Source organism: Arthrobacter sp. C152 (assembly GCF_054890965.1).
In genome coordinates this window covers 28,400-53,633 of sequence record NZ_JBTZSU010000030.1, presented here as the reverse complement: position 1 = coordinate 53,633, position 25,234 = coordinate 28,400, and the positions used below count along the sequence as shown (strand labels likewise).

Here is a 25,234-nt window from a genome sequence, read left to right as displayed (position 1 = left end):
CAACGTGACCATCACTCCGGCCACCGCAGCCTGACAAGCCCTACTTTCGTATTAGTTGATCGGAGGACGCAATGAGTGACGGACCTTCCCAACCGCGGCCTGACCCTGTCAGCACGGCCGGCGAACCCGGCACGCGGGGACCAGTCCTGGTGGTTGGCGGCACAGGCATGCTGGGCAGCCAGGTTGCCACGGAATTGTTGGCCCGCGGACGGCAGGTCCGGGCCTTGGTGCGTCCAGGTTCGGATGCCGCGAAGCTGGAGTCGGCCGGTGCCGTGATCGCCAGGGCTGACATGATGGACCCCGGGTCGCTGGACCGTGCCATGGCCGGTGTTGACGCCGTCGTCACGTCCGCTGCGGGTTACACCCGGCACCGGAAAGGCGACAGCCCCGATATCGACCGGGTGGGCAACACGAACCTTGCAGAGGCTGCAGCCCGTGCCGGCGTCCGACGCTTCGTCCTGACCAGCATCCTGACGTGCGACCAGACGCCGCAGGTCCCGCATTTCTGGCACAAGAAGCTGATGGAGGACAGGCTGCAGGAATTGGGCGTGCCGTTCGTTGCGCTGCGCCCCGGTGCGTTCCTGGACCAGGTCACCCGGTTCGGCGGCGACCCCGTGGCCACGGGCAGGATGATGTGGTTTGGTTCGCCCCGCATCCCGCTCACGTTCGTGCTGACCGCTGACTTGGCCCGGTACCTTGCCGCGGCCGTGGATGCTCCCGGAGTGGATGGCCGGCGCATCGACATCGGCTGGGACCGTCCGCTTGGCATGCAGGACGTTGCCGACATCGCAGGGAGTATGACCGGCACGAAGATCCGGGTCCGGTCGGTTCCCCTGCCGCTCCTGCGTGCTGCCGCTGCGGTGCTGGGACGGTTCAATCCCATGGTCAGGGACATGGCAACCATGTTCGCCTGGTTCCAGACGGGCGGTTACGTCGCGGACACCGCCCGGCAGCGGGAAGTCTTCGGCCCGCCGCCCGTGGCCGAGGATGCCATTACGCGGTTGATCGGCATCCTCGGCCACCCCGTCAGCAGTTAGTCCCTACCCCGCGGTGATCACGTGGGTGACGTGGTCGTACCGGAAGGTGACCGGGCCGCCGTCGTGCTCAAAGGCAATGTTGGCGCCCGGGGACGCGCCCCCAGCCCCGTAACTGAGGTCCCACGACTTGTTGAGCGCCGCCTTGAACTCGTAGCTTCCCGCCGGCAGGTCCGGTACGGTCAGCTTCCAGACGAGGTCTGCCGGATCCAGGGCCAGCTGCGCCTGGGCGCACGCGGGCTCCCAGTCGGACGCGCACCCGAGTTCACTGTCCATGCTTCCCGCGGCCGCCACGGCAGCGGGCTGCTGCGAGGCGTACGCGGTTGTGAGCAGGTGGGTGCTGTTGTCATAGCGGAAAGTCACCGGGCCGCCCGGGTGGTCCAGCACGATGTTCTGCCCGTTCAGCTGGCCGTCGGCGCCGTAGTTTTCGTCCCAGCCGCCGTTGAGTGCGGCCTTGTACTCATACTTCCCGGCGGGAAGGGCCACGGTCAGCCGCCAGATCCGGTCCGCCGGATCCAGCACCATCTGGGCCTGCGGGCAGGCGGGATCCCACTGATCTTTGCAGCCCATCGCCTGGTTGAGGTCCCCGGCCACCGCCACGGAGTCCGGCTGCGGGGCCTCTCCCACGGTGACCGAACGGGTTTCGCTGGTGACGTTGAAACCGGGACCGCTCATGGTGGCCCTGTACCGGACCGGGGTGCCGTCCGCAAGGGAGGACACGTCGTCTGTGGCCGAGTACACGGGCGACGACGAGTCGGTGCCCACTGCGGTCCACCCGCCGCCGTCCACGCTGCGCTCGAACGACACCACGTGGCTGGCCTTCTCCGGATCCGCGGTGGCGCTCAATTCCACCTTGCCCTTCACGCTGCTGCCCTCGGCAGGCTTCTGAAGGGTCAGGAGGGGTGCGGGGACGGTTGCTGAACGGCTTTGGCTGGTGGCGGCATGCCCGCCGTTGTCCAGCACCGTGGCCCGGTACTCCAGCGGGGTCCCGGCATCCAGGCCCGCCACATCGTGGAACACCTGGTACGGGGCCGTGTCGTCGGTGCCGATCGGCTTCCAGTCCCCGCCAGCTGTCCTCGCTTCAAAGGTGACCTCGTAGAACGAAGCACCGTCGACGTCGGCCGCCACCTTGATGCGCCCGTTGTCGCCGGCTGCCGCGGCAGGCGCCTGGAGGGCGACGGCGGGAGCGGCCTTGGAGTGTTCTATGCGGCCGGAGGATTCATAAACGACGGCGGAAAGCGCCGGGACGGTGACGGTGAGAGTAGCGTCGCCGGACGTCTTGACCTCGTCGGCGCCGTCACCGTAGATGCGGGTGTAGCTGCGCTTGTCGATGTAGGTGGGAATCGCCGCGGTCTGCGCCTCTCCGCTGTTGTTCAGGGCCACCACATATTCGCGCTGGTCCTTCGCGTCGGTGCGGGAGAACGCGTAGATCCCCGGGCCGTTGGAGGCATACCGGTTTTGGTGGGCACCGTCCCGCAGGGCGGGGTGCTCCTTGGTGAGGGCTGCCAGTTCGCGGATTTTGGTGTAGAGCCGGTGTCCCGGGTTGAAGTTGGCGGTGGCGTGGGTGGCGTCTGTGCCGAGCAGGTCGTCGTCGAGGTAGTCCGGAACCTTGCTGGCGAACAGGGTCTGGCGGGCGTCCTGGTCGCCGCCGGGGCCGGTGAAGCCCTGCTCGTCGCCGTAGTAGACCACCGGGTTGCCGCGGGAGAAGTACATCAGCTCGTGCGCCAGTTCGTCGCGGGCCACCTTCTCGGCGTCGGTTGCGGCCGGGTTGTCCTGGGCGATGAAGCTGCCGATGCGGCCCATGTCGTGGTTGCCCAGGAAGGTGGGCAGTTCGTAGACGTTGGAGTCGGCATCGGTGTACCAGTCGTCGCCGGCGAAGAAGTCCTGCAGCGACCGGGCGTCCTGGCTTTTCGACGCGAAGTTGCGGGCGGCGTCCTGAAAGGGGAAGTCCAGGACCGCCTGCATGTTGTTGCGGGTAGTGAACTGCGAGGTGAAACTCTTGGTGGTGTCGAAGACCTCGCCGAACATGAAGAACTCGTTCTTGCCGTGCTCCTTGGCGTACGCCAGGACGTTGGGTCCGAATTCCTGCCAGAACTCGTTGTTGACGTGCTTCATGGTGTCGATCCGGAAGCCGTCCACGCCGAAGTTGCCGATCCAGGACTTATAGATGTCCTCCATGCCCTGCACCACCGTGGGGTGTTCGGTGAAGAGGTCGTCGAGGCCGAAGAAGTCCCCGTACATGGAGTCCTCGCCGGTGAAAGTGGTGTCACCGCGGTTGTGGTACAGCGTGGGATCGTTCAGCCAGGCCGGAACTTTCAGGTTCTCTTCGCCCGGTGCGGGGACCGGTTTGTAAGGGAAGGACGTATCGGCATCCAGCTGCGGGAACGTCCCAGTGCCGGCGTAGTCACGGTCATCGAACGCCTGCCCCGAGGCCGTCTTATACGGGACCTGGTCTTTGGAAACGTAGCCCTTGCGTGCGCCTTCCGCGTAGCCGATGACGTCCGCCGTGTGGTTGGTGATGATGTCGAAGTAGACCTTCATGCCGCGGGCATGGGCCTCGTCGATAAGGGCCTTCAACTCGTCATTGGTGCCCAGGTGGGGATCGATCTGGGTGAAGTCGGTGACCCAGTAGCCGTGGTAGCCGGCCGATTTGTCCGCCGGCTGGACCGCCTTGTTCTTGAAGCTGGGGGTCAGCCAGATGGAGGTGGTGCCCAGGCCCTGGATGTAGTCGATCTTCTCCCGCAGTCCGGCCAGGTCACCGCCGTTGTAGAAGCCCTTCTTCGTAGGGTCGAAGCCGGAGACCATCGGGTCGGCGCCGAGTCCGCCCTGGTCGTTGGCGGTGCTGCCGTTTTCGAAGCGGTCCGCCATGACGAAGTAGAAATTCTCATCGGTCACGGGCCCGCGGAGTGAGTGCAGTGCCGCCGCGGCCGCCGGGCCCTGGGGCCCGCCGCCGTTGGGGCCGGGACCTTTGGGGTCCGGCGCGGCAGCCGCCGGGAGCACGGCGGCGGAAACGGCCACTGCCGCTGCTATGACACCGGCAGCGGACCGCCGTCCCAGTGTGCGGCGGGACGGGGACGGGATTTCGGCGTTCGGCTCCGTTGGGAGTGAATGTTGTGCCAAAGGTGATCGCTGTGCTGGTGCAGGGGAGGATGCGGTGCGCGTATGCGCTCGCCGTGGGGTTCGAAATATCAAGGCAGGAGAGACCTTCCTGGGAAGCGGCGCTGCTGTACAGGCTTGCCGAGACAAGGGGATGCGGCGGGATGCGGCTCAAAGGACAGCATGCTGAGCTTGTGAACCGAGTCACAACTGTAAGCGCTTGCGCCGAATAATTCCAGCGTTTAGTAGAAAGCGGTCCGGGCTGCTCAGGGTTACTCCAGCTGCTTCGGGTGGCGCCGCGTGCCCGGTGGCCCGGGGGCATTCCGCCGGGGCTGAGCCCCCGGTTGTGGGGCTGCCGCTAGCTGGCGGCGACGATGGCCGTAGGGGAGGGCGTCCCCACGTCGTGAAGCCGCTGCCCGGGCAGTCCTGTGACGGGGTCGACGGCGAAGGTGGCGATATTGTCGGAGCGTTCGTGGGCCACATGCAGCCAATCTCCCCGGACCAGGTGGTGCCGCGGCCAGTTTCCGCCGCTGTCGAAGTCCTCGACGGGAATGAGTTCGGTGCCCTCCGCGGCCACTTCCAGGACGCTGATGAGGTTCGATCCACGCACGCCCGTGTAGGCGAACCGGCCATCCCTGCCCAGGCAGATTTCCGCGGCGGAGTCGCCTGCCTGGCTCCCGCCCGCGGTGGCGGGCCCCCGGAAAACCAATTCGTAGGTACCCGCCTCGGGCCGGACCACGAAGACCTCAACGGAGTACTCGGACACTACGAAGACGTTGCCGTTGGGGTGCTCCGCCAGGTGGCGTGGCCCGCTGCCAAAGGGGAGGACGACTTCGTGGTCCGCCACCAGCCCCGTGCCCGGCACATAGGTCCAGACACGAAGGGTGTCATGCCCGAGGTCTGTGGTCATGACGCGGCCGTCCTGCAGCATCAGACTGGCGTGGGCCCGGCTTTGCCGGGGTTTCCGCGGCGACAGGCCGGCGTGCGGATCCACCGACGGTGCCACGGGAAACCGCCCGGTCATGCCGCCTTCGGCGTCCAATTCGTAGAGGAGGACCTGGCCGTCGCCCCAGCACGCGGCCGTCACGAAGCGGCTGCCGGGATCCACGGCGACGTGGCATGTCGCTTCGCCCGCCTGCTGCGGTTCGCCAAAGGGCTCAAGGCCAAAATCTCCGACGCGGCGGTAGGCCTGTACTTTCTTGCGCTGTTCTGCCGCTGCGTAGACAACGGGCAGGGTCGGGTGGACGGCAAGGAACGACGGCGACAGGGCCTTCGCTGCCGTACCGAGCCATTCCAGGCTGCCGTCTTCGAGCGCCCTGACAGCGCCAATGCCCTCGGCGCGGCCGCCGCCGTCGGGGGTGTAGCTGCCGATCCACAGGATGTTGTTGCCGCCGCCGGATGTCATGGTCCCATCCTGCCAAGGAGAAGCCGTTTCTGCCCCAATCCGCCGTTCCTGTTTCACCGCGGGGCAGCTAGCATGGGTCTTCCAGCAACGGCAGAAGGAGGTGGGTCCGATTACCGGTTCATCAATTCCGGGCATGTCATCCCAGTGCCGTCCGGAGCCTTTGGCATAGGCGGCGGGGGAGTGTCCGGCGGCTCACCGAAAGACGCTGTTATGCCATCCTCGGAATCATGTGTTGCCCCTGGCCGTTCCATACCCTCGGCCGCTTCGCCGCTCCCGATCGCTTCCGCCCAGCCGGCCGCTTCGCCGCTCCCGGTCGCTTCCGCCCAGCCGGCCGCTTCGCCGCTCCCGGGCGCCCCCATGCAGCGGCCTCCGATCCCATCGATGCCCTATTCCCGAATCGTCTCCCAGCTGCGTTCCGCGGGCTGTGTGTTCGCCGAGGAGGAAGCCCGGCTCCTGCTGGCTGGGTCTTCAGGCGCCGGGGAACTCGCCGAAAACGTCCGGCGCAGGATGCAGGGTGCCCCGCTTGAACATATCCTGGGGTGGGCGGAGTTCGCGGGCCTGCGGATCGCCGTTGAGGAAGGCGTGTTTGTTCCTCGGCGGCGGACCGGGCTGCTGGTTGAGCTGGCCGTTGGCCTGCTGGACGCCGACGTCGCCCCGCTGGCCCCGATAGTTGTCGATCTTTGCTGCGGATCAGGTGCCGTGGGAACTGCCATCCTGCACCGGATACCAGGGGTGGAACTGCACGCCGCTGACATCGATCCGGCCGCCGTGGGTTGTGCCAGGCGGAATGCGGAGCCGCTGGGCGGCATGGTCCACACGGGCGATCTGTTCCAGGCACTGCCGCCCGCTCTTCGGGGCCGAATCCGGTTGCTGGCGGTGAACGCCCCCTATGTACCGACGGATGCCATCAGCACCATGCCGCCCGAGGCGAGGCTGCACGAGCCCCCCGCCTCCCTGGACGGAGGCGCCGACGGCCTCGACTTCCACCGACGGATCGCGGCCGAGGCCGACGGGTGGCTGATGCCGGGAAGCTGGTTGCTGATTGAAACCAGCCGCAAGCAGGCTGCCGGAACCGCGGCAATCCTGGCCGCTGCCGGCTTCGAGGCACGGATTGTGCGGTCGGAGGAACTGGATGCGACGGCGGTCGTGGGGACGACGGGCAGGCCTGCCGGGACGTAGCATCCGCGTCGACGCAGCATCCACGTCAACGCAACATTCATGTCAACGCAACATTCACATGGACGCAGCATCACGTCATTGATGCATTGGCTGTTCAACGGTCGCCGCCATCACTCGCGCTGGATGGGTGGCGGCGGGGGCTTGAAGTAATGGTTCCGTTGGGGTTTTTGGCTGGGATCGATGTGGCGTGGCGGAATGAACGCCGGGGTGCCGTTCGCGGTGGCGATAATCCACTGTTCCTTGTGGACCAGGTGATGATGATGGCTGCAGAGCAGGACGCCGTTGCTGGCGTTGGTTTCGCCGCCCCGGGACCAGTACGTGATGTGGTGGACCTCGCACCACGGCGCCGGGATGGTGCAGTTGGGAAAGGCGCAACCCTGGTCGCGGGCAGTGATGGCTGTGCGTTGTGCTGAGGTAAAAAGGCGGGCTTTTCGGCCGAGATCGAGGATTTCGCCGTTGGTTCCCAGGAGCGCGGGGATGATGTCCGCGTCGCACGCCATTTTGCGCAGGGTGGCGGCCGCGACCGGTCCGGTGAACACGAACGCACCTGTGCCTGTCCCTGTCCTCGTCCCTGTCTCGGGCCCGGTTTCGAGCCCCGTCGCGGCGACTGTCTCCGACTGTGCTTCTGTCCCCGTCCGCTGCCCGGGACCGGCTCCTGACGTCGTGTCGGAGGATGCATCGGCGAGGCCGTTGGCGCCAACGGGATTGTCGGCGGACCCAGCGTGAGCGTCGGGGAAGAGGTCCCGGTAGTTGATTGTGGCGAGGATTTGGGGGCGGTTGCCGCCGGAGGTGGGCAAGGTGTTCGTTGCGAGGGCGGCCTTGACCGCCGTGACGATGCCGTCGAGTTGTTTTTGGGGGCGGGTGCGCCGGTCCAGGTCGATGCTTTCACATTCCGACGCTTCCGCCTGGGTCACCCCGCTGATGGTGGCCATGTTACCCGTCTCGGAGTTTCCGATGCCTTGGCCGCCTATGCCGGTGCCCATATGGCCGGAGCTGCCGGGGACCGTAGTCCGGGGGTTGGTGGCGGTGTTCATAACGGTCAGCAGGTGCTCGTACTGGTCTGTTGTGGCGAGGATTTCGAGGCGGTGCAGGCCGTGGCGCGGTTTGCGGATGAAAGCGCCCTGGGTGTGGCGGAGGGCCTCTTCAGTGGGTTCGGTGCCGTCGGCATCGATGGTGTCCGACCAGCGCAGGGCCAGCCGGCTGAGGAAATCGGGGTCGCAGGTGGCGGCTTCGGTGGTGAGGTGTTGTTCGATGCGCTCCAGAGTCTCCGGAGTGGCACGGTGCTCGAGCCGCTCAAGGGTGGCGGTGATGATGGTCGCGGCGTGTGCGGATACCGCTGGTGCCTGAACCCCGGGACATTCCAGGCCGGTGCCGCTACTGGTCCTTTCTCCGGTGTCGTCGACACCGGTGCCCGCGGCAGCGGCTGAAGGTCCAGCGGTGGGGGTGAGCGCGGCCGCGAGGTGTTCACGGGGTGGTGGTGTGGCTCCGCCGGTCAGGGTCACACCGGGCAATGTGTGGTGGGCGAGGGCAAGGCGCCTGCGGGCCTCGCGGATCGGGATCCGCAGCCGGATTCGAAGGAACTCGGCGGTGTTCCTGCAGCCGTCGTCGGCGGGGGAGGTAACGATGGGACGGTCCGGCCCGGTGGGCCAACTGGCGTCAGTTTCGTTCACGACGGGGTGGTCATCCACGGTTTCCACGCCATTGGCATCCCACCTGACCACTGCCCAGCTGCCGCGCCCTTCCCTGGCCCTGGCCGTTGCGGCGTCGGCGATGGCCCGGGTTCGGGTCCTGTCCACGGCGCCGGCAGACACGATTTGCAGACGCTCGGCGCTCCGGGAGAGCTCTTCGACGAGGGCCGCAAATTCGGCGGCCTCAAGGTAATTGGCGCCTGCAAGCATATTCGGGGCGTCGAGCGCGGCGGCCGCAAGCTGGGCGCACAGCCAATCAAGGGAAGCCGGTGCGGCAAGTCCGGCCAGGTCAGTTTCAGCGGGGTGTTCAGTGACATCGGATTGTTCAGCCGTGACCCCGGGGACGGCGTGAAGGCGTGCGGCCCGCGCTGGCCGTGCGCCGGCGTCGTACGCCTCCCCAAACTGTTCCCCAATGGCCTCCATGGCCCAACTCTGCCAGCCACCACTGACAATGGGGACCCGCCAAAGCTCCTATGTGGATAACCGGAAGGGCTGCTGTTCTGGCAGCACGCGTGGCCCGTTAAATGCCGCTGGCCGCCGCGTCCCCCAAGGATCGCGGCGGCCAGCAAGGTATCCAGTTGTAACACATGCCCTGCTCCTGCCTGTTGTCACAGGCAGGGCCGGCGTCATATTCGCCCGCTGAGCCGGAAATCAGGGCTTGGTGCCGGTGCCGTCCGCAGTACCCAGGTTGGTGGTTTCCGGGTGCGTGCTGTGCGCCGGGATGTGGTCTTCGCCCAGCTCGCCGGCCCCGGTTGTCCCACCCGTTCCGGAGGCAGAACGGGAAGGATCCGAAGCTTTCCCGTTGGTGGGGCCGCCCTCGCGGTGCATCGCGGAGCCGAGCACCGTGGTTGCCCTGCGCGCTGCCTCGCCCAACTGGTCCGCGACCTCAGGCGCCTTTTCCTTGATGGTCCCGGTGGCGGCGGCCACCTTGTCCTGGACGGGCTTGCTGTCCCAGATGCTCGCCGCGCGGGCCTTGAGCTTGTCATATGCGGCACGGCCCGACCGCGACCCGAGGACGTAGCCGGCTGCGATGCCAACACCCAAAAGAAGCTTGTTTTTCATGATGAACTCCTGCTCCGCGAGAAGGTTGTCAGTTAGTTGCCCGGGTCTCCGGCGCCCGTAGCCGGAGAAAAGAAAACCGGCCTGGGGATGGTGTCCCCAGGCCGGTCTCCTGGCACTGCCGGGCAGTTATCCGCGAACGCTGCGCTTGGTGACCATGCCGTAGATGGCGAGCACGATCAGCGAGCCGACGATCGCCAGCAGCCAGGTCTGGATCGAGAAGAACTCCTGCAGTCCGCTGCCGAAGATCATTCCACCCAGCCAGCCGCCGAGAATGGCGCCAACGACGCCCAGGATCAGGGTGATGAACCAGCCGCCACCCTGCCTGCCCGGAAGGATCGCCTTAGCGATCGCACCGGCAATAAGTCCGAGAATCAGAAATGCAATAAATCCCATTTTTATGCTCTCTTCCTAACTAAAGGAGGCCCCCATGTTCCGGAGGCACTTCATCCTTCTGGCTCAATAGTAATCATGCTTACTATCTTTTTGCCAACCCCATTACCGGGGAAAAGCGCAGTTCAAGCATGCCTCAATGCCCTGTATGGTCCGAATCGTTGCCGGCTCCCGGACCCTCGTCCAGGACCCCAAGTTCCGCGAGATCCTGCCGATCCAGGACGAAATCGAAGATGTCCAGGTTCTCCCTCATGCGTTCCGGTGAAGCACTCTTGGGAATCGTTACCAATCCGTTTTGTACGTGCCAGCGCAGGACCAGTTGGCCCGGTGTTTTGCCGTGTTTTTCCGCAAGCTGGGAAAGAATTGGCGCACTCAGCAGTCCCGCCCCGGAGCCGCCCAGGGGACTGTAGGACTCCGTGACAATCCCGTGCTTGGCGTGGAATTCCCGCTCCGCACTTCGGGTGATCGCGGGACTCAGCTGGACCTGGTTGACCGCGGGCACGACATCCGTCTCGGCCATGAGCCGCTCCAGGTGCGCGGGCTTGAAGTTGGACACGCCGATGGACCGGACCTTCCCCTCGGCCTGGAGCCGTTCGAACGTCTGCCACGTGGAGATGTACTGGTCCCGGCCGGGCAGTGGCCAGTGGATCAGCAGCAGGTCCACATAATCCAGTCCCAGGCGCTTCAGCGAGCCCTCCAGGCCGGCAACAGCACGGTCGTGGCCCTGGAACTCACCGTCCAGCTTGGTTGTGACGAAAACGTCGCCGCGGTCCAGGCCGCTGGCCCGGATCCCGTTCCCTACGCCCCGCTCGTTGCCGTATTTCACGGCTGTATCGATGTGCCGGTACCCGGCTTCCAAGGCCTGGACGACGGCGGCCGCCACCTGGTCGTCGTCCAGCGGCCAGGTGCCCAGGCCCAGCTGTGGGATGCTCTGGCCGTCGTTGAGTTCGATGAGCGGTGCAAGTGTCATGCCAACAGTCTTCCGGCAGGGTGCGGCCGGGTCCACCCTTAACTTCCCCCGTAGTCCTCCGCGAGTTTGCGTTTGAGGATCTTTCCGCTGGGACCCAGCGGAAGTTCGGAGAGAATCCGGACCACCCGCGGGTACTTGTAGGCGGCGAGCTGCGAGCTGGCGAAGTCGACCAACCCGGCTTCGGACACGGTCGCGCCGGCGTCGAGCACAACCGCGGCCGCGATCTCCTGGCCATGGACGTCGTGCGGTATTCCGTATACGGCGGCGCTGACCACCTGCGGGTGGGTGAGCAGGACTTCCTCGACCTCGCGGGGATAGACGTTGAATCCGTTGCGGATGATCATGTCTTTCTTGCGGTCGACGATGGTGAGGTAGCCGTCGTCGTCCTTTGTTCCAAGGTCACCGCTGCGGAACCAGCCGTCCACAACGGCCTCGGCGGTTGCCTCGGGCCGGTTGAGGTAACCCTTCATCAGCAGGTGCCCGCGGATGACGAGTTCGCCAAGCTCTGCGGCGGGCAGCAGTTCGATCCGTTCCACCACCTCAGGGCGGGCAATCTCAATATCGACACCCCAGATCGGGATGCCGATGGTTCCCGGCCGGGGCGGCATGCCTACGTGGTTGAAGGCGGCAACCGGCGATGTTTCGGTCAGGCCGTAACCCTCGTGGATCTCCACGCCGAAGACGTCGCGGAACTTGTCCATCACTGCCAGGGGCAGGGATGCGCCGCCGGAGATGCCGTACCGCAGGGCGGCAGGGCGGTCGGTCAGCGTCTTCGCGGCCTCCAGCAGAGCCACGTACATGGTGGGAACCCCGAGGAAGACGTTGACGTTGTGCCGGGCCAGCAGCTTCAGTGCGTCCTCGCCGTTGAAGCGGGGCATCAGCACGATCGTGGCGCCGGCGCGCAGCCCCGTGTTGAGGACCACCGTCTGCCCGAAGGTGTGGAAGAGCGGCAGTCCGCCGAACAGGACGTCGCCGGGCCGGAAATCCATCACGCTGGTGAGCAGGACGGAGGTCTGCTCCACCAGGGCGAAATGCGTGCCCAGCGCACCCTTCGGTTTGCCGGTGGTGCCCGAGGTGTACAGGATCGTGGCCGTGTCCGAAGGGCGGCAGGGGACATAGGTCCGGATCGGATCGGCGGCAGCGGCTTCCGCCTCAAGCCGGGGAAGCGGGCTTCCCTCCGGCGCGAGCACCGTGAGGACCGCAATCCCGTTGGCCTCGGCACCGGCGGCGCCCTCCGCCAGCAGCGGTGCGGCGCAGACCAGCAGCCGGGCACCACTGTCCCGCAGGACGTACTCGATCTCACGGGCCTTGAGCAGGGCGTGGACGGGGACCACAATGGCGCCCAGCGACAGGATGGCGTAGTACACCCGGGCGAAGTCCGGGACGTTGGGGATCAGGACGGCGACGGCGTCTCCCGGGCCGATGCCCCGTCCGCGCAGCGCTCCGGCGTAGGCCCGGGTCTGGTCCCAGAGGTCCCGGTAGCTGAGTTCGTCCGCGCCGACAACGAGCGCGACGTTGTCCGGAGTCCTGCGGGCGGATTCAGCCAGGATGGCTGCGACGGAAATTGTTGCGTATCCCTCGGCGGAGTTGTTCATGGCCTGCTTTCCGGTGGGAGCTGCTTGGGCTTAGGCGAAGGCGGACGTGCCGGTGATGCCGCGGCCGATGATGAGGGCCTGCATCGTTTCGGTGCCCTCGTAGGTATGGATGGCCTCGATGTCGGCAAGGTGGCGCGCCACGCGGTTTGCCAGCAGGATGCCGTTGCCGCCCAGCAGGTCGCGGGCGTTGGACGCGATGCCCCTGGCGGTCCGGGTGCAGGTGTACTTCGCCAGCGACGCTTGCTCGGGGGTGAGCGACCCGGCCTCGTCCAGCCGCGTCATCTGGACCACCATCAGCTGCATGGTGGCGAGCTCGCTGAGCATCCGGGCCAGCCGTTCCTGCACGATCTGGGAGGCCGCCAGCGGCCGGCCGAACTGGTGCCGCTGCCCGGCGTACTGGACGGCGGTTTCGTAGCAGGCCGTGGCATGTCCGACGGCGGACCAGGCCACCCCGAGCCGGGTCGCCAGCAGGACGCGCGCGGTGTCCTTGAAGGTGCTTGCCCCGGGAAGGACATTCGCGTCGGGGACGAAGACGTTCTCGAGCCGGATATGGGCCTGCCAGATGGCGCGCAGCGCCAGCTTCCCCTCGATCTTCGTTGCCGTGTAGCCGGGGGAGTCCTGCGGCACCAGGAAGCCGTGCACCTGGCCGTCTTCGCCGCGCGCCCACACCACGGTGACGCCGCCCACCGAGCCGTTGCCGATCCATTTCTTCTCACCGTTGAGCAGGAAGCCGCCATCTGTCCGGGTTGCGGTGGATTCCAGGGCCACTGAGTCCGAGCCGTGGGTGGGTTCGGTCAGGGCGAAGGCGGCGTATTCCTTTCCGCCGGCGACAGCAGGCAGCCAGCGGTCCTTCTGGGCCGCGGAGCCGCATTCAGCGATTGATCGGAGGGCCAGGCCGCCCTGGACGGCGATCATGGTGGCCACGGAGCCGTCCCCGCGGCTGATTTCCATGTTCACCAGCCCGGCGGCCATACTGCTCATGGGCGCGAAGCCTGGGACAGGAACGCCGTCGCGCAGCAGGTCCTGCTGGCCGAGCCGCTCCAGCAGGTGGAGGGGATACTCGCCGCGTTCCCAGTAACCGTCGATGACCGGGAGCACCTCTGTTTGGACGAAGCTGCGCGCCCGCTCCCAGTAGGCGCGGTCCTCGTCGCGGAGGTCCGCGAAAACGGAGGCGGGATCAGTGCCCAGCGATTCGGTGACGACGTACTCGGGTTCAACAGTGCCCGCGGGAAAGCCCTCCGGCAAAGCGGCGTCGGCTACTGGCAGGCCGGTCGACGTCATCGTCATGTTTTCGTCCTCTGGATCCTTGGCTTAATCCTCGGCTGAAGTCCTGGCACCCAGCCGGGCGGAAGATGTGGCTCGCGCCACATCGATCAAGAATGCACTGAAACTCAGTCACGCGTCAAGAAACTCAGTACCAAGGGCGGGATCCTCCTACGGCAGTGCGTCGCGGACCGCCCGCGCAATGGCTTCCTTGTCAGCGGCACCGGCCAGCACGGTTACGACGACGGTGGGCGGCTGGGCTGCGCGGCCGCGCCCCAGCAGCGCTGGTCGGAACATCCGGGACAGGGCCTGCAGCTCGGAGGACAGGGATGCTGCCGCATCCCTGTCCTCTTCCCGGCCTCTGCGGGAAGCGTCGCCTGCCGCTGCCGGGGCGGTCCGCAGCCACTGGCGGAGGAAGGCGTTGTGCACCGCAACCACCGACGCCGCGAAGGCCACTGCCGTGTGTTCCCGCCCGCCGTCGTCGGGCAGCTTGTCCAGCAGGTGCTGATGGAACGCGCGCTCATACCGGTGGGACGTCACCAGCTCGCGGTCCCGGAGGGCCGGGACCGCCTGCATGAGCCGGTACCTGGCGCGCGAGGTTTCGGGGTTCCGCAGGTGGTGGTTGAACACGAGCAGGGCCGCGTCGGCAACCGCTGCCAACGGGTCCTGGGTGGCGTCCGCGAGCTGGCCGTTCACCTGGCTGAGGATCCGTTCGTGGTCCGCGAAGACAACGTCCTCCTTCGACCCGAACTTCCGGAAGAAGGTGCTGCGGCTCATTCCCGCGGCCTCTGCCAGCTCCTCGACGGACGTGGCGTCGAAACCCTGCGCCGCCAGCAGCCCGATCGCCGCGGCCACGGGGTCGTCGGTATGGCGGCGCGGGGCGTTGGCAATCATGCGCCGAAATGTAGCACAAGCCCCGGGGTCCTCCCTGGGCGTGCCCTGACTGGACGGAGCCGGCCCCGCTGGCCGTCCCCGCCCCCTATGCGCCCCTGCGGGCCCAGCCGGTCAGCTTGTCGGACAGTTGCATGTAGTCCCCGTCAACCTGCTGCAGCCCGGGGTGGCTGTCGAACCACTGCACGATTTCGCGGGCGCCGTCGGCGAAGGGAATCGTCGCGACGTAGGACGGGACCAGCGACTTGATCTTGGTGTTGTCGAAGACCACCGAGTGGGACCGGTCGCCCAGGAGGTTGGAGCCCAGCTCTTCATCGTGGGCGGCGATGGTTTCGGACGCCACGTGCACCAGCTCCGGCTCCGCCACACCGGCGGCCCTCGCGAAGAGCCGGTAGATCTGGTTCCAGGGGAGGTACTCGTCCGAGGTGATGGTGTAGCTCTCGCCCACGGCCTGGGGCCGTCCGAGCAGCCCCACGAACGCCTTGGCGAAGTCGCGGCTGTGCGTGAGGGTCCACAACGAGGTCCCGTCGCCGTGGACCATGACCGGGAGCCCGGCACGTATCCTGTGGATGTCGGTCCAGCCGCCCACCATGGCGATCTTGGTGCGGTCGTAGGTGTGCGACGGCCGCACCACCGTCACCGGAAAATCCTCCTCGCGGTATGCCCGGAACAGCAGTTCCTCGCAGGCGATCTTGTTGCGGGAATACTGCCAGAACGGGTTCTTCAGCGGCGTGGACTCCAGGATGGGCAGCCGGGTGGGCGGCTTCTGGTAGGCGGAGGCGGAGCTGATGAAGACGTACTGCCCTGTCGTGTCCCGGAACAGGTCCATGCCGGCCTGCGCCTGGTCCGGGGTGTAGGAGATGAAGTCTGCGACGGCGTCGAACGTCCTTCCGGCCAGCACCCTGCGGACCGCCGCCGCGTCGCGGATGTCCGCGTGCAGGACCTCCGCGCCCTCCGGTACGGGCCTCGTGGACTGGCCCCGGTTCACGATGGTCAGCCGGTGGCCCAGCGCGACGGCGTGCTCTGCCGCCGCCGCGCTGATGACCCCGGTACCCCCGATGAAGAGGATGTTCCGCGGCGCCACCGTATCGGCGCTCCCGGAATGGGCTACCACGCGTAGTCTTCCGGTGCCGTCCGGTGGCCGGGGAAGATGTCGTCGAGCCGCTTCAGGGCGTCCGCGTCGAGCGTGACATCGAGGGCGCGGATGGCGGCGTCCAGCTGTTCCTGCGTGCGCGGGCCCACGATCGGCGCGGTGACGGCGGGCTGGTGGAGCAGCCACGCCAGGGCAACATCTCCTGGCTCGTGGCCCAGTTCGTCGGCAAAGTCCTCATACTGGCGGATCTGGTCCTGGTGCTTCTTCAGGGTTTCCGCCGCACGGCCCTCGGTGCGGCGCACGCCGTCGCGTTCCTTCTTCAGCACGCCGCCCAGGAGTCCGCCCTGCAGGGGCGACCAGGGGATGAGGCCCAGCCCGTACTGCTGTGCTGCCGGAATGACCTCGAGCTCCACCTGGCGCATGAACAGGTTGTAGATGGACTGCTCGCTGACCAGGCCGGTGTAGTTCCGCCGCCGGGCGGCTTCCTGCGCCTGGGCGATGTGCCAGCCGGCGAAGTTGCTGCTGCCCGAGTAGAGGATCTTGCCCTGCTGGACAGCCACTTCGATGGCCTGCCATATCTCGTCCCACGGGGTGTCCCGGTCGATGTGGTGGAACTGGTAGACGTCGATGTAGTCCGTCTGCAGCCGCTTGAGGCTGGCGTCCAGTGCCCGCCGGATGTTCAGTGCGGAGAGCTTGGATTCGTTGGGCCGGTCCGTCATGGTGCCGTACAGCTTGGTGGCCAGCACCGTGTGTTCGCGGCGCTCGCCGCCCTTGGCGAACCAGCGGCCGATGATTTCCTCGGTCCAGCCGCGGCGTTCGGCGCCGCCGTAGACGTTGGCGGTGTCGAAGAAGTTGATGCCGTTTTCGTGGGCAGAGTCCATGATGCTGTGCGCGTCCGCCTCTTCGGTCTGCGGACCGAAGTTCATGGTGCCCAGGCAAAGGCGGGAGACTTTCAGGCCGGAACGGCCCAGGTGGGTGTACTGCATTGAAGATCCTTCCGGTGGTTGGGCTTGTCGAAACCTACATCTGGGTAAAGGAGGCGACGGCGGGATCGGACCCAATGCGGGCGCCGGATTCCAGTGCGGTGATGGCGGCCAGTTCATCGTCGGACAGTGCCAGGGACGACGCCGCGAAGTTTTCCCTGATCCGGTCCGGGTTCACGGACTTGGGGATGACGATGTTTCCCTGGGCCAGGTGCCAGGCAAGGACCACTTGGGCCGTGGTGGCGTTGTGTGCGTCCGCGATTGAGGTGACGGCGTTTCCGTTGAGGTCGCCGCCCTGGCCCAGCGGGCTGTAGGCCTCCACGGCAATGCCCAGGCCGCGGCACTTGGCGGCCAGGTCCGCCTGCTGGTAGCTGGGGTGCAGTTCGATCTGATTGACGGCGGGGACGGTTTCGGCGGACTCCAGCAGGGTGTCCAGGTGGTCGGACAGGAAGTTGGAGACGCCGATGGCGCGGATCTCCTTGTTGTCGTACAGCCGCTCCATCTCCTTCCAGGCCTGGGTGAACAGCCCCTGCGACGGCACGGGCCAGTGGATGAGGTAGAGATCGATGAAGTCCAGGCCCAGCGCCTTCCGGCTGTTCTGGAACGCCTCCTGGGCCCTGCCCTGTTCGCCGTTCCGGAGCTTGGTGGTGATGAAGATGTCCTCGCGGGCGATGCCGGTGGCCGCCAGTGCCGCCCCGACGCCTGCCTCATTGCGGTAGGCGGCCGCAGTGTCGATGTGGCGGTAGCCGGCCTCGAGGGCGTCCTCCACCGTGCGCTGCGTGTCTTCCGGTGCGACCTGGAAAACGCCGAAGCCAAGCTGGGGAATGGTCACGCCGTTGTTCAATGTCAGCTCTGACATGGGGTGCTCCTTGAAAGGTGGTGCTGGAAAGGTGCCGGATGCTCGACAGGAGAAAGCGGTTTCCGCTGGCTCACTCCTGAGCCTATGCACTTTTCGCGGCCAAGTCAGCAGGCAAGGCTGATCCTGCTTTTCCTAGGACCGCCAGTCCTACCTTCGTTGTAGTGCATGGCCCGCGCGGCAGGCAGAATGGACCCCATGGGTCAAAGCGCCGAATTCGGAAAGTTCCTCAAAGCCATGCGCTCGCGGCTGAGTCCTGACGTTGCGGGAACCGGCCCGGTCACCTCGTCGCGCCGGGTTCCCGGCCTGCGGCGGGAGGAGGTGGCGCGGCTGGCGGGAGTCAGCACCGACTACTACGTCCGGCTGGAGCAGGGCCGGAACATCCACCCGTCCCGGACCGTCCTGGATGCGGTGTCGCGGGCCTTGCGCCTGGACAGCAGCGAACACGCGCACATGCTGGACCTGCTGGAAAACTGTGCCGGTTCGCCCCGCGAGGCCGGCGCTGCAACTGCCCAGGGGGTCCGTCCCGCGCTGCGCCAGCTCCTCGATGCCGTGGGCGATGTCCCGGCCATGGTGCTGGGCAGGCGCAGCGACGTGCTGGCCGGCAACCGGATGGCCTTCCTGCTGTTCACGGACTTCACCGCGCTGCCGGCCGCCGAGCGGAACCTTGTCCGGTGGACCATCCTCGACCCGGCGGCCCGCGGGCTCTTCCGCGACTGGAAAACCGTGGCCGCGGAAGCCACGGGCTCGCTCCGGCTGGACGTGGGGCGCCACCCCAATGATCCGCAGGCGAACCAGCTGGTAGGGGAGCTGGCGGTCCACAGTGAACACTTCCGGCAATGGTGGGCGGGCCACCGGGTGGCCACCCGCTCGGCCGGAACCGTCAGGCTGCACCACCCGGCCGTGGGCGACCTGGAACTGAACTTTGAAAACCTCGTCCTCCCCGAGGACCCCGACCAGACGCTGCGGGTGTATTCCGCGCGGCCGGGGTCGCCGTCGTCGGATGCCCTGGCCCTGCTGGGCAGCCTGGGTGCTGCGCCGGAAACCGCGCCAGACAACGCGCCGCACAGTGCGCCGGAACGCGGCACCACCGCGGCCCTCGACGGCGGCCGCAGGGAGTAGCCGTCGCCGCATCAACAGGCCTTCTGTACATTTGTCCAGAGCAGGTGACCAATTCTGGCCAGCCGCCCATTGGCTGTGGGGCCCTCCCTTCCTAGGCTGGAGAAACAAGCTCACCAAGGATGGTCTCAACGATGAAACGCATCGCCCTGCTGAAGGAGCGCCAGGCGTCCGCCGGCGCCGTGTCCACTGCCACCGGTTCGCACTGCCCGGCGTCCGGCCTGTGGAGTCCGGAACTTGATCCGCATACCGTGCTCTCCTTCTTCGAGGGCCACGTCTTTCCCACGTTCGACGGCGTCCCCACGGTCTGGCGCCGCCGCAGCCCCGGCACGGCGAACTAGGCCCCGCCCACAAACAGAACCGACCCGCAGCCAGCGCCGTTGAAGCGCGTTGGCTGCGGGTCGGTTTTCAGGCTTGGGTTCTGTCCCGGGTCAGTGCTCTTCGAGCCGGAAGCCGATCTTGATGGTCACCTGCCAGTCCGCGATCTTGCCCTCCTCCAGGTGGCCGCGGATTTCCTTCACCTCGAACCAGTCGAGGTTCCGCAGGGTCTGGGATGCCTTGGCAATGCCGTTGCGGACAGCGTCGTCCACGCCCTCGGTGGAGGTGCCGACAATTTCAGAAATGCTGTACGTGTGGTTGGACAACTTCGCTCCTCGTGATCGTCGATGCTCCCGGTTGCGGGCCGTTCCTGAAGCCTAGTAGGACTGCACGAACGTTGGCCAGACCCTTCGGTGCATTGCGCGGCGTCGCGGGGGCACTCCCCGGGAGCGGCTACTTGGCCTCCAGCACCAGGTTCTTCAGGTCGTCCAGGGTCTGCTGCATGTGCAGGTCCATCGCTTCGCGTGACCGGACGGCGTCCCGGGACTCCAGGGCGTCCGCGATGCTCTGGTGGTGCCCGATGGCGTGTTCCTGGATCGCGGGGACAGCTGACGTTTCGGTCCGGCGCTTCTCCAGCACGCGGTGCAGCGGCTCGAACAGGACGGAGACGAAAACGTTGCCGGAGGCCCGCAGGATTACGTCATGGAAAGCCAGGTCCGCCTCCACGAAGGCCGCGACGTCGTTGATGCTGTGGGCAGCCTTCATGGCCGAGACGTAGGCGAACAGGGACTGGATGTCCTCTTCCGAGATCCGTCCGGCGGCCAGTTCGCAGGCGCCGGTCTCGAGCATGCGGCGCAGTTCGATGAGCTGGATGGAGGCATCGGCGTCATTCTTGCCCTCGGATGCGGCGCGCAGGACCGCTTCAAGCGAGGTCCAGCGGCTGAGCGGGTTCACGAACGTGCCCCGGCCCCGCTCCACGCTCAGGATCTGCTGGGCCTGCAGTGTCTTCATCGCTTCGCGGACCGTCATCCGGCTGACCTCATGGCGGGCGCTGAGTTCATGCTCCCCGGGCACCGTGGCCCCCGGCGGAAACTCGCCTTCGATGATGCGGTCCAGCAGCTCGTCGGCCACGATGCCGACCAGCGATTTCCTTGCCATGGTTCCCCCGCTTCCTGCTCCCGGCTTCCGCCCGGCGGATATGTCAGACAAGTCTACTTGCGCGTCTTTATGCTGTGTGCCACACTAACATTCAAATGCAAGATGTCAGACATCTTACAGTTACCTTTACACCAGGATCCGATTCCGGATCGCTACACAACGGAGTGCACTGTGACGCATGAAGCAGACCTTCTGGCCGCCTATCCCGCAGAACTCGAGATCCCGGCCGGGCTCGTGGCCAGCACCCTGGCCGCTTCCAACGCGGAGGTTCCCCGCGTCCTGGTAGTGCTCGACGACGACCCCACCGGAACGCAGTCCGTGGCGGACCTGCCCGTGCTTACCAGGTGGGACGTCGAGGACTTCACCTGGGCCTTTGGCCACATCGCGCAGAGCGCCGCCAAGCCCGCCGTGTACGTGCTCACCAACACCCGCAGCCTTGATCCGGCCGAGGCCGCCGCACGCAACGAGGAAGTGGTCCGCAACGCCCTTGCCGCCGCAGGATCGCCCGATGCCGCCGGTTCCAGTCTTCGACTCGGTTTCGTAAGCCGCAGCGACTCCACGCTCCGCGGCCACTACCCGCTGGAGCCGGACGTCATCGCCGCCACGGTCGCCGAGGCCGCGGGGGAGAAGACCGACGGCGTGGTCCTGGTCCCGGCATTCCCCGACGCCGGCCGGGTCACCATCGGCGGCGTGCACTACATGCGCGGCACCGGGGACGTTGCGGGCACCCTGGTTCCCGTCTCCGAGACCGAGTTCGCCAAGGACGCCACCTTTGGCTTCAGCACCTCCGTCATGGCGGACTACGTCGCAGAAAAGTCGCAGGGCCGGTTCCCCGCAGAGTCCGTCATTGTCCTGGACCTGAACATCATCCGCGCCGGGGCGTCCGCCCAGGCCCCGGCCATCTCCGCCAAGGCCATCGCCGACGCCATTGAGCCGGCCACCGACTCGACCCCCATCGTGGCCGACATCGTCACCGAGAACGACTTCCGCGCACTCGCCTTGGGCCTGGAGGAAGCCGAACGCCGCGGCAAGAAGCTCCTCTACCGCGTTGGCCCGCCGTTCGTCCGCGGCCGCATCGGCCAGGAAGTCCGCACCGCGCTGACCTCCGACGAGGCATACGCAGGCAACACCCCGTCCGAGGCCGGCGGCCTGATCGTGGTGGGTTCGCACGTTGGCCTCACCACCCGGCAGCTGAACGTCCTCACCGCTGAGCACAGCTCCGCAAGCATCATCGAGATCGACGTCGAGAAACTCCTCGCCGACGAAACTGGTGCCGCCGCGCACCTCGACCAGACCGTGGACGCCGTCGTCGAAGCCCTCCGCGGCGGCGACGTCATCGTCCACACCAGCCGCCTGCTCATCAAGACCGACGACCCCGCCGAAAGCCTGCGGATCGCACGCACCGTGTCCGCTGCCGTCGTCGACGTCGTCAACCGCACCCTGAAGACCTTCCCGCCGCGGTTCGTCATCGCCAAGGGCGGCATCACCTCCTCCGACGTCGCCGCCCACGGCCTGGAAATCCGCCACGGCATCGTCCGCGGCCCCATGCTGCCCGGCATCGTCTCCCTCTGGGAGCCCGTGGACGGCCCCGCCAAGGGCATCCCCTACATCGTGTTCGCCGGCAACGTCGGCGACGACGACTCCCTCGCCCAGGTCACCCGCAAGCTCAGCAACATTTTCTAGAAATTCAACGGAGAAACACCATGACCAGCAACTACACCGTCACCGTCCTGGGCCTCGGCGCCATGGGCCTGCCCATGGCCACCCGCCTGGCGTCCAAGCTCACCGTTCACGGCTTCGACATCGCCGAGCCGCGCCTTGAGCTCGCCCGCGAAGCCGGGATCGCCACCTTCGGCAGCGCCCGCGAGGCCGCCAAGGGTGCCGACGCCGTGCTCCTGGCCGTCCGCAACGGCGAGCAGCTCAACGACGTCCTCTTCGGCGAAAACGGCGTGGCGTCCGTCCTCGAGCCCGGCGCCGTCGTCATCCTCGGCAGCACCGTGGGCACCGACGCCATCCCCGCCACGGTCGCCAAGCTGGCTGAATACGGCGTGGACCTCGTGGACGCCCCGCTCTCCGGCGGCCCCAAGCGCGCCGGCGAAGGCGACCTGCTGATCGTCGTCGGCGCGTCCCCCGAAGCCCGCGAAAAGGCAGCGCCCGCCCTGGACCTGCTCGCCTCCACCCTCACCGTGGTGGGCGACAACCCCGGCGACGGCCAGGCCCTGAAGACCGTCAACCAGCTGCTGTGCGGCGTGCACATCGCGGCCGCCGCCGAGGCCCTGGCCCTGGCCGACGCCCTGGGACTGGACCAGGCCAAGACCCTCGCCGCCCTCGAAGCGGGCGCCGCCGGCTCCTTCATGCTCTCCAACCGCGGCCCCCGCATCCTGGAGGCGTACAACGGGGAAGGCGCCGAAGTCCTGTCCCGCCTGGACATCTTCGTCAAGGACATGGGCATCGTGGGCAAGGCCACCCGCGCCGCCGGCCTCGCGGCCCCGGTTGCCGCCGCCGCCGAGCAGCTCTACCTCCTGGGCCAGGCCCAGGGCCTCGCCGCCGCCGACGACTCCGCCGTCATCAAGGTCGTCGCGCCCGCCAAGCGCACCAAGTAAGCCTTCCCCCCAAAAAGGTACGACGACGGCGGTCCCCCCTCCGCCGTCGTCGTACCTCCCATCGTTGCCGGCGCAGTCCCTCCCGCAACGTTGATCCCCACCCCGCCATTCCGTCATGCCGTCCTGCCCCGGGCCCGGCACGTCAAAGGAGACAACCCCCTGTGAACCATCTGATAAGTCCGCTGATCCAGCGGGCGGCCGACGCCCCGGCCATCAAGCCCGCCGTTGAGCTGGGCACCCCGCTGCTGCTCACCATCGCAGCCGTCGGCATCGCCGTCCTGCTGGTGATGATCATCCGCTTCAAGATCCAGGCCTTCGTGGCCCTGCTGACGGTCAGCATCCTGGTGGCCGTTGCCGCCACCATCCCGCTGCAGGACATCTTCACCGTCGTCTCCAGCGGCGTGGGCGGCACCATGGGCAAGGTGGCCATCCTGATCGCCCTCGGCGCCGTGCTCGGCCGGATGATCGAGGTGTCCGGCGGCGTGCAGTCCCTCGCGGACCACTTCACCCGCAAGCTCGGCGCCCGCCGCGTGGCCGTGGCGCTGACCGCTGTTGGCTTCCTCGTGGCCATCCCCGTCTTCTTCGAAGTCGGCATCATCGTGCTGGTGCCTATCGTGTACGCCTTCGCCAAGATCGCCAAGGTGCACCCGGTGAAGTTCGGCCTGCCGATGGCCGGCATCATGCTCGCCATCCACGTGGCTGTCCCGCCGCACCCGGGCATCGTGGCCGGCGCCGGCGTCCTCGGCGCCGACATCGGACTGATCGCCCTGATCTCGCTCCTGATCTGCATCCCGCTGGGCTTCCTGTCCTACTGGGTGGCGTCCATCATGAACCGCAAGGACTACGAACTGCTCCCGGCCGTGAAGGCCCAGGTTGAGGAGTTCGGCTCCGACTCGCTCGTCAAGGTTGGCCACGACGGCCCCGGTGCCGCCGCCATCGCACCCCCGCGCCCGGGACTGATCATCTTCCTCATCGCCGCTCCGATCGTCCAGATCCTCCTGGGCACCGCCGGCACCCTCATCCTCCCCAAGGCCAACCCCTGGTACGGCCTGGCCGCCTTCATCGGCAACCCGTTCCTTGCACTGCTGGTGGCCGTGGCACTGTCCTTCTTCCTGCTGGCGGTCCGCCGCGGCTGGTCGTTCAAGGAAACCGGTGAAATCTTCGAAGGATCCCTCCCGCCCATTGCCTCCATCCTGATGGTGGTTGCCGCCGGCGGCGTGTTCGGCAACGTGCTGCAGGTGTCCGGCATCGGGTCGGCGCTGTCCAAGACCCTGGACACGCTGGGTGTGCCCCTGCTGCTGCTCGGCTTCATCATCTCGCTGGCCCTGCGCGCCGCCCAGGGTTCCGCCACCGTGGCCATCGTGACCACCACCGGCCTGCTCTCCGCTGCCGTCAGCAGCGGCGGTTACACCCCGGCGCAGATCGCGGTGATCGTGATCGCCATCGGCTTCGGCGCCCTGGGACTCTCGCACGTCACGGACGCCGGCTTCTGGGTGGTGGTCCGCTACTACGGCCTCACCGTCCCGGACGGCCTGAAGACCTGGACTGTGCTGACCACCATCCTGGGCGTGGCCGGGTTCCTGCTCACCTCGGTGGCGTGGATCCTGGTGGGAGGCCTGGGCGCCTGATGCGTACCCGATTGGACCACCTGGTCACCGCCGCCCTGCAGCACGGCTCCGCGGTACCCGCCTTCACCTGCTACGACTTCACCACCGCGCTGGCCGTGGTGGGCGCCGCCGAGGAATCCGGCCGGGGAGCCATCCTGCTGGTGGCACCCAGGACAGCCGCCACGGCGAACGGGCTGCGGCTGATCGCGGCCCTGCGCGGCCTCGCCGACGCGGCGGCCGTTCCCGTCGCCGTGCAGCTTGACCACGCCGGCGACCTGAAGGTGATGGCCGACGCCGTCGCGGCGGGGGCGGATTCGGTCCTCGCCGACGGTTCATCCCTTCCTTACGAGGACAATGTTGCGCTGGTCCTGGCGGCACGCGCCCTGCTGGGCCCGGAGGTGGTCCTCGAAGCCGAACTCGGCGGCCTGGCCGGTGACGAGGACCGCGCCTTTGGTGCAGACCAGCCCGCAGGCCAGTCCGGCGTCGACGTGGCAGGTTTGACCGATTCCGCCCAGGTGGAGGATTTCGTCTCCCGCACCGGGGCGCAGCTGCTGGCCGTGGCCGTGGGGAACGTCCACGGCAAGTACAAGGGCGAGCCCCGGCTGCGCTGGGACGTGCTGCAGGATATCGCGGTGCGGACCCACATCCCGCTGGTGCTGCACGGCGCCTCGGGCATCCCCGCCGAAGAACTGGTCAAGGCAGCCGCCATGAACGTGGGCAAGGTGAACTTCAACACCGAACTGCGGACCGGCGTGCTGGCGACCCTCCAGGACCAGCTTGCCGCCCACCGCGCTGACGGCGAGAACCTGCAGGGCCTGCTGGGCCGGTGGAACACCTCGGCAAAGGACTTCGCATCCGCCACGCTGGCCACGCTGGCACGGTAGCGGCACGGCCTGACGGCCGCCACCCGGGAGGCTAGGATCA

The 25,234-nt window shown here is 67.2% G+C and carries 22 protein-coding genes; 8 read left to right on the top strand and 14 right to left on the bottom strand.

Translation table 11 applies throughout. The features are described from left to right. The first annotated feature begins 71 nt into the window (after window positions 1-71). Window positions 72-1,037, top strand: a complete 966-nt coding sequence (locus ACYSM9_RS17190) for an SDR family oxidoreductase (protein WP_461858167.1) — start codon at window positions 72-74, stop codon at window positions 1,035-1,037. Window positions 1,038-1,040: 3 nt separating this feature from the next. Here the strand turns inward: ACYSM9_RS17190 and ACYSM9_RS17185 are convergent, their stop codons facing one another. Together ACYSM9_RS17185 and ACYSM9_RS17180 are read right to left on the bottom strand one after the other, a co-directional pair. Beyond that, on the bottom strand, window positions 1,041-4,052 hold the full coding sequence (locus ACYSM9_RS17185) for an alpha-amylase family glycosyl hydrolase (protein WP_461858166.1): 3,012 nt from the start codon (window positions 4,050-4,052) through the stop codon (window positions 1,041-1,043). A 436-nt stretch (window positions 4,053-4,488) separates the two neighbouring features. Continuing rightward, window positions 4,489-5,535 (bottom strand): lactonase family protein, encoded by a 1,047-nt coding sequence (locus tag ACYSM9_RS17180; protein WP_461858165.1) that lies wholly within the window; start codon window positions 5,533-5,535, stop codon window positions 4,489-4,491. A 381-nt stretch (window positions 5,536-5,916) separates the two neighbouring features. Between ACYSM9_RS17180 and ACYSM9_RS17175 the strand changes: the two genes are divergently transcribed. Then, window positions 5,917-6,714: a putative protein N(5)-glutamine methyltransferase gene (locus tag ACYSM9_RS17175; RefSeq protein ID WP_461858164.1), complete on the top strand. Its 798-nt coding sequence runs from the start codon at window positions 5,917-5,919 to the stop codon at window positions 6,712-6,714. A 110-nt stretch (window positions 6,715-6,824) separates the two neighbouring features. On the opposite strand, the gene ACYSM9_RS17170 is transcribed toward ACYSM9_RS17175, so the two are convergent. From ACYSM9_RS17170 to ACYSM9_RS17125, 10 genes are all read right to left on the bottom strand, one after another. Then, on the bottom strand, window positions 6,825-8,825 hold the full coding sequence (locus ACYSM9_RS17170; protein WP_461858163.1) for an HNH endonuclease signature motif containing protein: 2,001 nt from the start codon (window positions 8,823-8,825) through the stop codon (window positions 6,825-6,827). Between the two features lie 228 nt (window positions 8,826-9,053). Further along, window positions 9,054-9,464 carry a YtxH domain-containing protein gene (locus tag ACYSM9_RS17165; RefSeq protein WP_461858162.1) on the bottom strand — a complete coding sequence of 137 codons (411 nt, stop codon included), beginning with the start codon at window positions 9,462-9,464 and terminating at the stop codon, window positions 9,054-9,056. A gap of 126 nt (window positions 9,465-9,590) precedes the next feature. Continuing rightward, on the bottom strand, window positions 9,591-9,857 hold the full coding sequence (locus tag ACYSM9_RS17160; protein WP_221385279.1) for a GlsB/YeaQ/YmgE family stress response membrane protein: 267 nt from the start codon (window positions 9,855-9,857) through the stop codon (window positions 9,591-9,593). Window positions 9,858-9,990: 133 nt separating this feature from the next. Next, the gene (locus ACYSM9_RS17155) at window positions 9,991-10,824 is read right to left on the bottom strand and encodes an aldo/keto reductase (RefSeq protein WP_461858161.1); all 834 of its coding nucleotides are present in this window, start codon (window positions 10,822-10,824) and stop codon (window positions 9,991-9,993) included. A gap of 38 nt (window positions 10,825-10,862) precedes the next feature. After that, complete coding sequence (locus tag ACYSM9_RS17150) at window positions 10,863-12,419, bottom strand: long-chain-fatty-acid--CoA ligase (RefSeq protein ID WP_461858160.1); 1,557 nt, start codon at window positions 12,417-12,419, stop codon at window positions 10,863-10,865. A gap of 30 nt (window positions 12,420-12,449) precedes the next feature. Next, window positions 12,450-13,700, bottom strand: coding sequence for an acyl-CoA dehydrogenase family protein (locus tag ACYSM9_RS17145; protein ID WP_461858171.1), 1,251 nt, complete (start codon window positions 13,698-13,700; stop codon window positions 12,450-12,452). A gap of 153 nt (window positions 13,701-13,853) precedes the next feature. Then, window positions 13,854-14,576: a TetR family transcriptional regulator gene (locus ACYSM9_RS17140; RefSeq protein WP_461858159.1), complete on the bottom strand. Its 723-nt coding sequence runs from the start codon at window positions 14,574-14,576 to the stop codon at window positions 13,854-13,856. 85 nt (window positions 14,577-14,661) lie between these two features. Then, on the bottom strand, window positions 14,662-15,687 hold the full coding sequence (locus ACYSM9_RS17135; protein WP_461858158.1) for an NAD-dependent epimerase/dehydratase family protein: 1,026 nt from the start codon (window positions 15,685-15,687) through the stop codon (window positions 14,662-14,664). Beyond that, entirely contained in the window at window positions 15,681-16,652 is a 972-nt protein-coding gene (locus ACYSM9_RS17130) for an aldo/keto reductase (RefSeq protein WP_461858157.1), read from the bottom strand. Before ACYSM9_RS17130 ends, ACYSM9_RS17135 begins: the two co-directional genes overlap by 7 nt. Before the next feature lie 34 nt (window positions 16,653-16,686). After that, the gene (locus tag ACYSM9_RS17125) at window positions 16,687-17,508 is read right to left on the bottom strand and encodes an aldo/keto reductase (RefSeq protein ID WP_461858156.1); all 822 of its coding nucleotides are present in this window, start codon (window positions 17,506-17,508) and stop codon (window positions 16,687-16,689) included. A 195-nt stretch (window positions 17,509-17,703) separates the two neighbouring features. Between ACYSM9_RS17125 and ACYSM9_RS17120 the strand changes: the two genes are divergently transcribed. Beyond that, the gene (locus ACYSM9_RS17120; RefSeq protein ID WP_461858155.1) at window positions 17,704-18,627 is read left to right on the top strand and encodes a helix-turn-helix domain-containing protein; all 924 of its coding nucleotides are present in this window, start codon (window positions 17,704-17,706) and stop codon (window positions 18,625-18,627) included. 131 nt (window positions 18,628-18,758) lie between these two features. Further along, window positions 18,759-18,965 carry a hypothetical protein gene (locus ACYSM9_RS17115; RefSeq protein WP_461858154.1) on the top strand — a complete coding sequence of 69 codons (207 nt, stop codon included), beginning with the start codon at window positions 18,759-18,761 and terminating at the stop codon, window positions 18,963-18,965. Window positions 18,966-19,055: 90 nt separating this feature from the next. Here the strand turns inward: ACYSM9_RS17115 and ACYSM9_RS17110 are convergent, their stop codons facing one another. Both ACYSM9_RS17110 and ACYSM9_RS17105 read right to left on the bottom strand, forming a co-directional pair. Next, complete coding sequence (locus ACYSM9_RS17110) at window positions 19,056-19,268, bottom strand: dodecin (protein WP_461858153.1); 213 nt, start codon at window positions 19,266-19,268, stop codon at window positions 19,056-19,058. A gap of 127 nt (window positions 19,269-19,395) precedes the next feature. Continuing rightward, on the bottom strand, window positions 19,396-20,100 hold the full coding sequence (locus ACYSM9_RS17105; RefSeq protein ID WP_461858152.1) for a FadR/GntR family transcriptional regulator: 705 nt from the start codon (window positions 20,098-20,100) through the stop codon (window positions 19,396-19,398). Between the two features lie 171 nt (window positions 20,101-20,271). Here ACYSM9_RS17105 and ACYSM9_RS17100 point away from each other — a divergent pair, with 171 nt between their 5' ends. The 4 genes from ACYSM9_RS17100 to ACYSM9_RS17085 all read left to right on the top strand — a co-directional run bounded on the left by ACYSM9_RS17100 (window position 20,272) and on the right by ACYSM9_RS17085 (window position 25,194). After that, window positions 20,272-21,783, top strand: a complete 1,512-nt coding sequence (locus ACYSM9_RS17100) for a four-carbon acid sugar kinase family protein (RefSeq protein ID WP_461858151.1) — start codon at window positions 20,272-20,274, stop codon at window positions 21,781-21,783. 20 nt (window positions 21,784-21,803) lie between these two features. Beyond that, the gene (locus ACYSM9_RS17095) at window positions 21,804-22,703 is read left to right on the top strand and encodes an NAD(P)-dependent oxidoreductase (RefSeq protein ID WP_461858150.1); all 900 of its coding nucleotides are present in this window, start codon (window positions 21,804-21,806) and stop codon (window positions 22,701-22,703) included. Between the two features lie 161 nt (window positions 22,704-22,864). Beyond that, window positions 22,865-24,331: a GntP family transporter gene (locus ACYSM9_RS17090; protein ID WP_461858149.1), complete on the top strand. Its 1,467-nt coding sequence runs from the start codon at window positions 22,865-22,867 to the stop codon at window positions 24,329-24,331. Beyond that, window positions 24,331-25,194: a class II fructose-bisphosphate aldolase gene (locus ACYSM9_RS17085; RefSeq protein ID WP_461858148.1), complete on the top strand. Its 864-nt coding sequence runs from the start codon at window positions 24,331-24,333 to the stop codon at window positions 25,192-25,194. Before ACYSM9_RS17090 ends, ACYSM9_RS17085 begins: the two co-directional genes overlap by 1 nt. The last annotated feature ends 40 nt before the right edge of the window (window positions 25,195-25,234 follow it).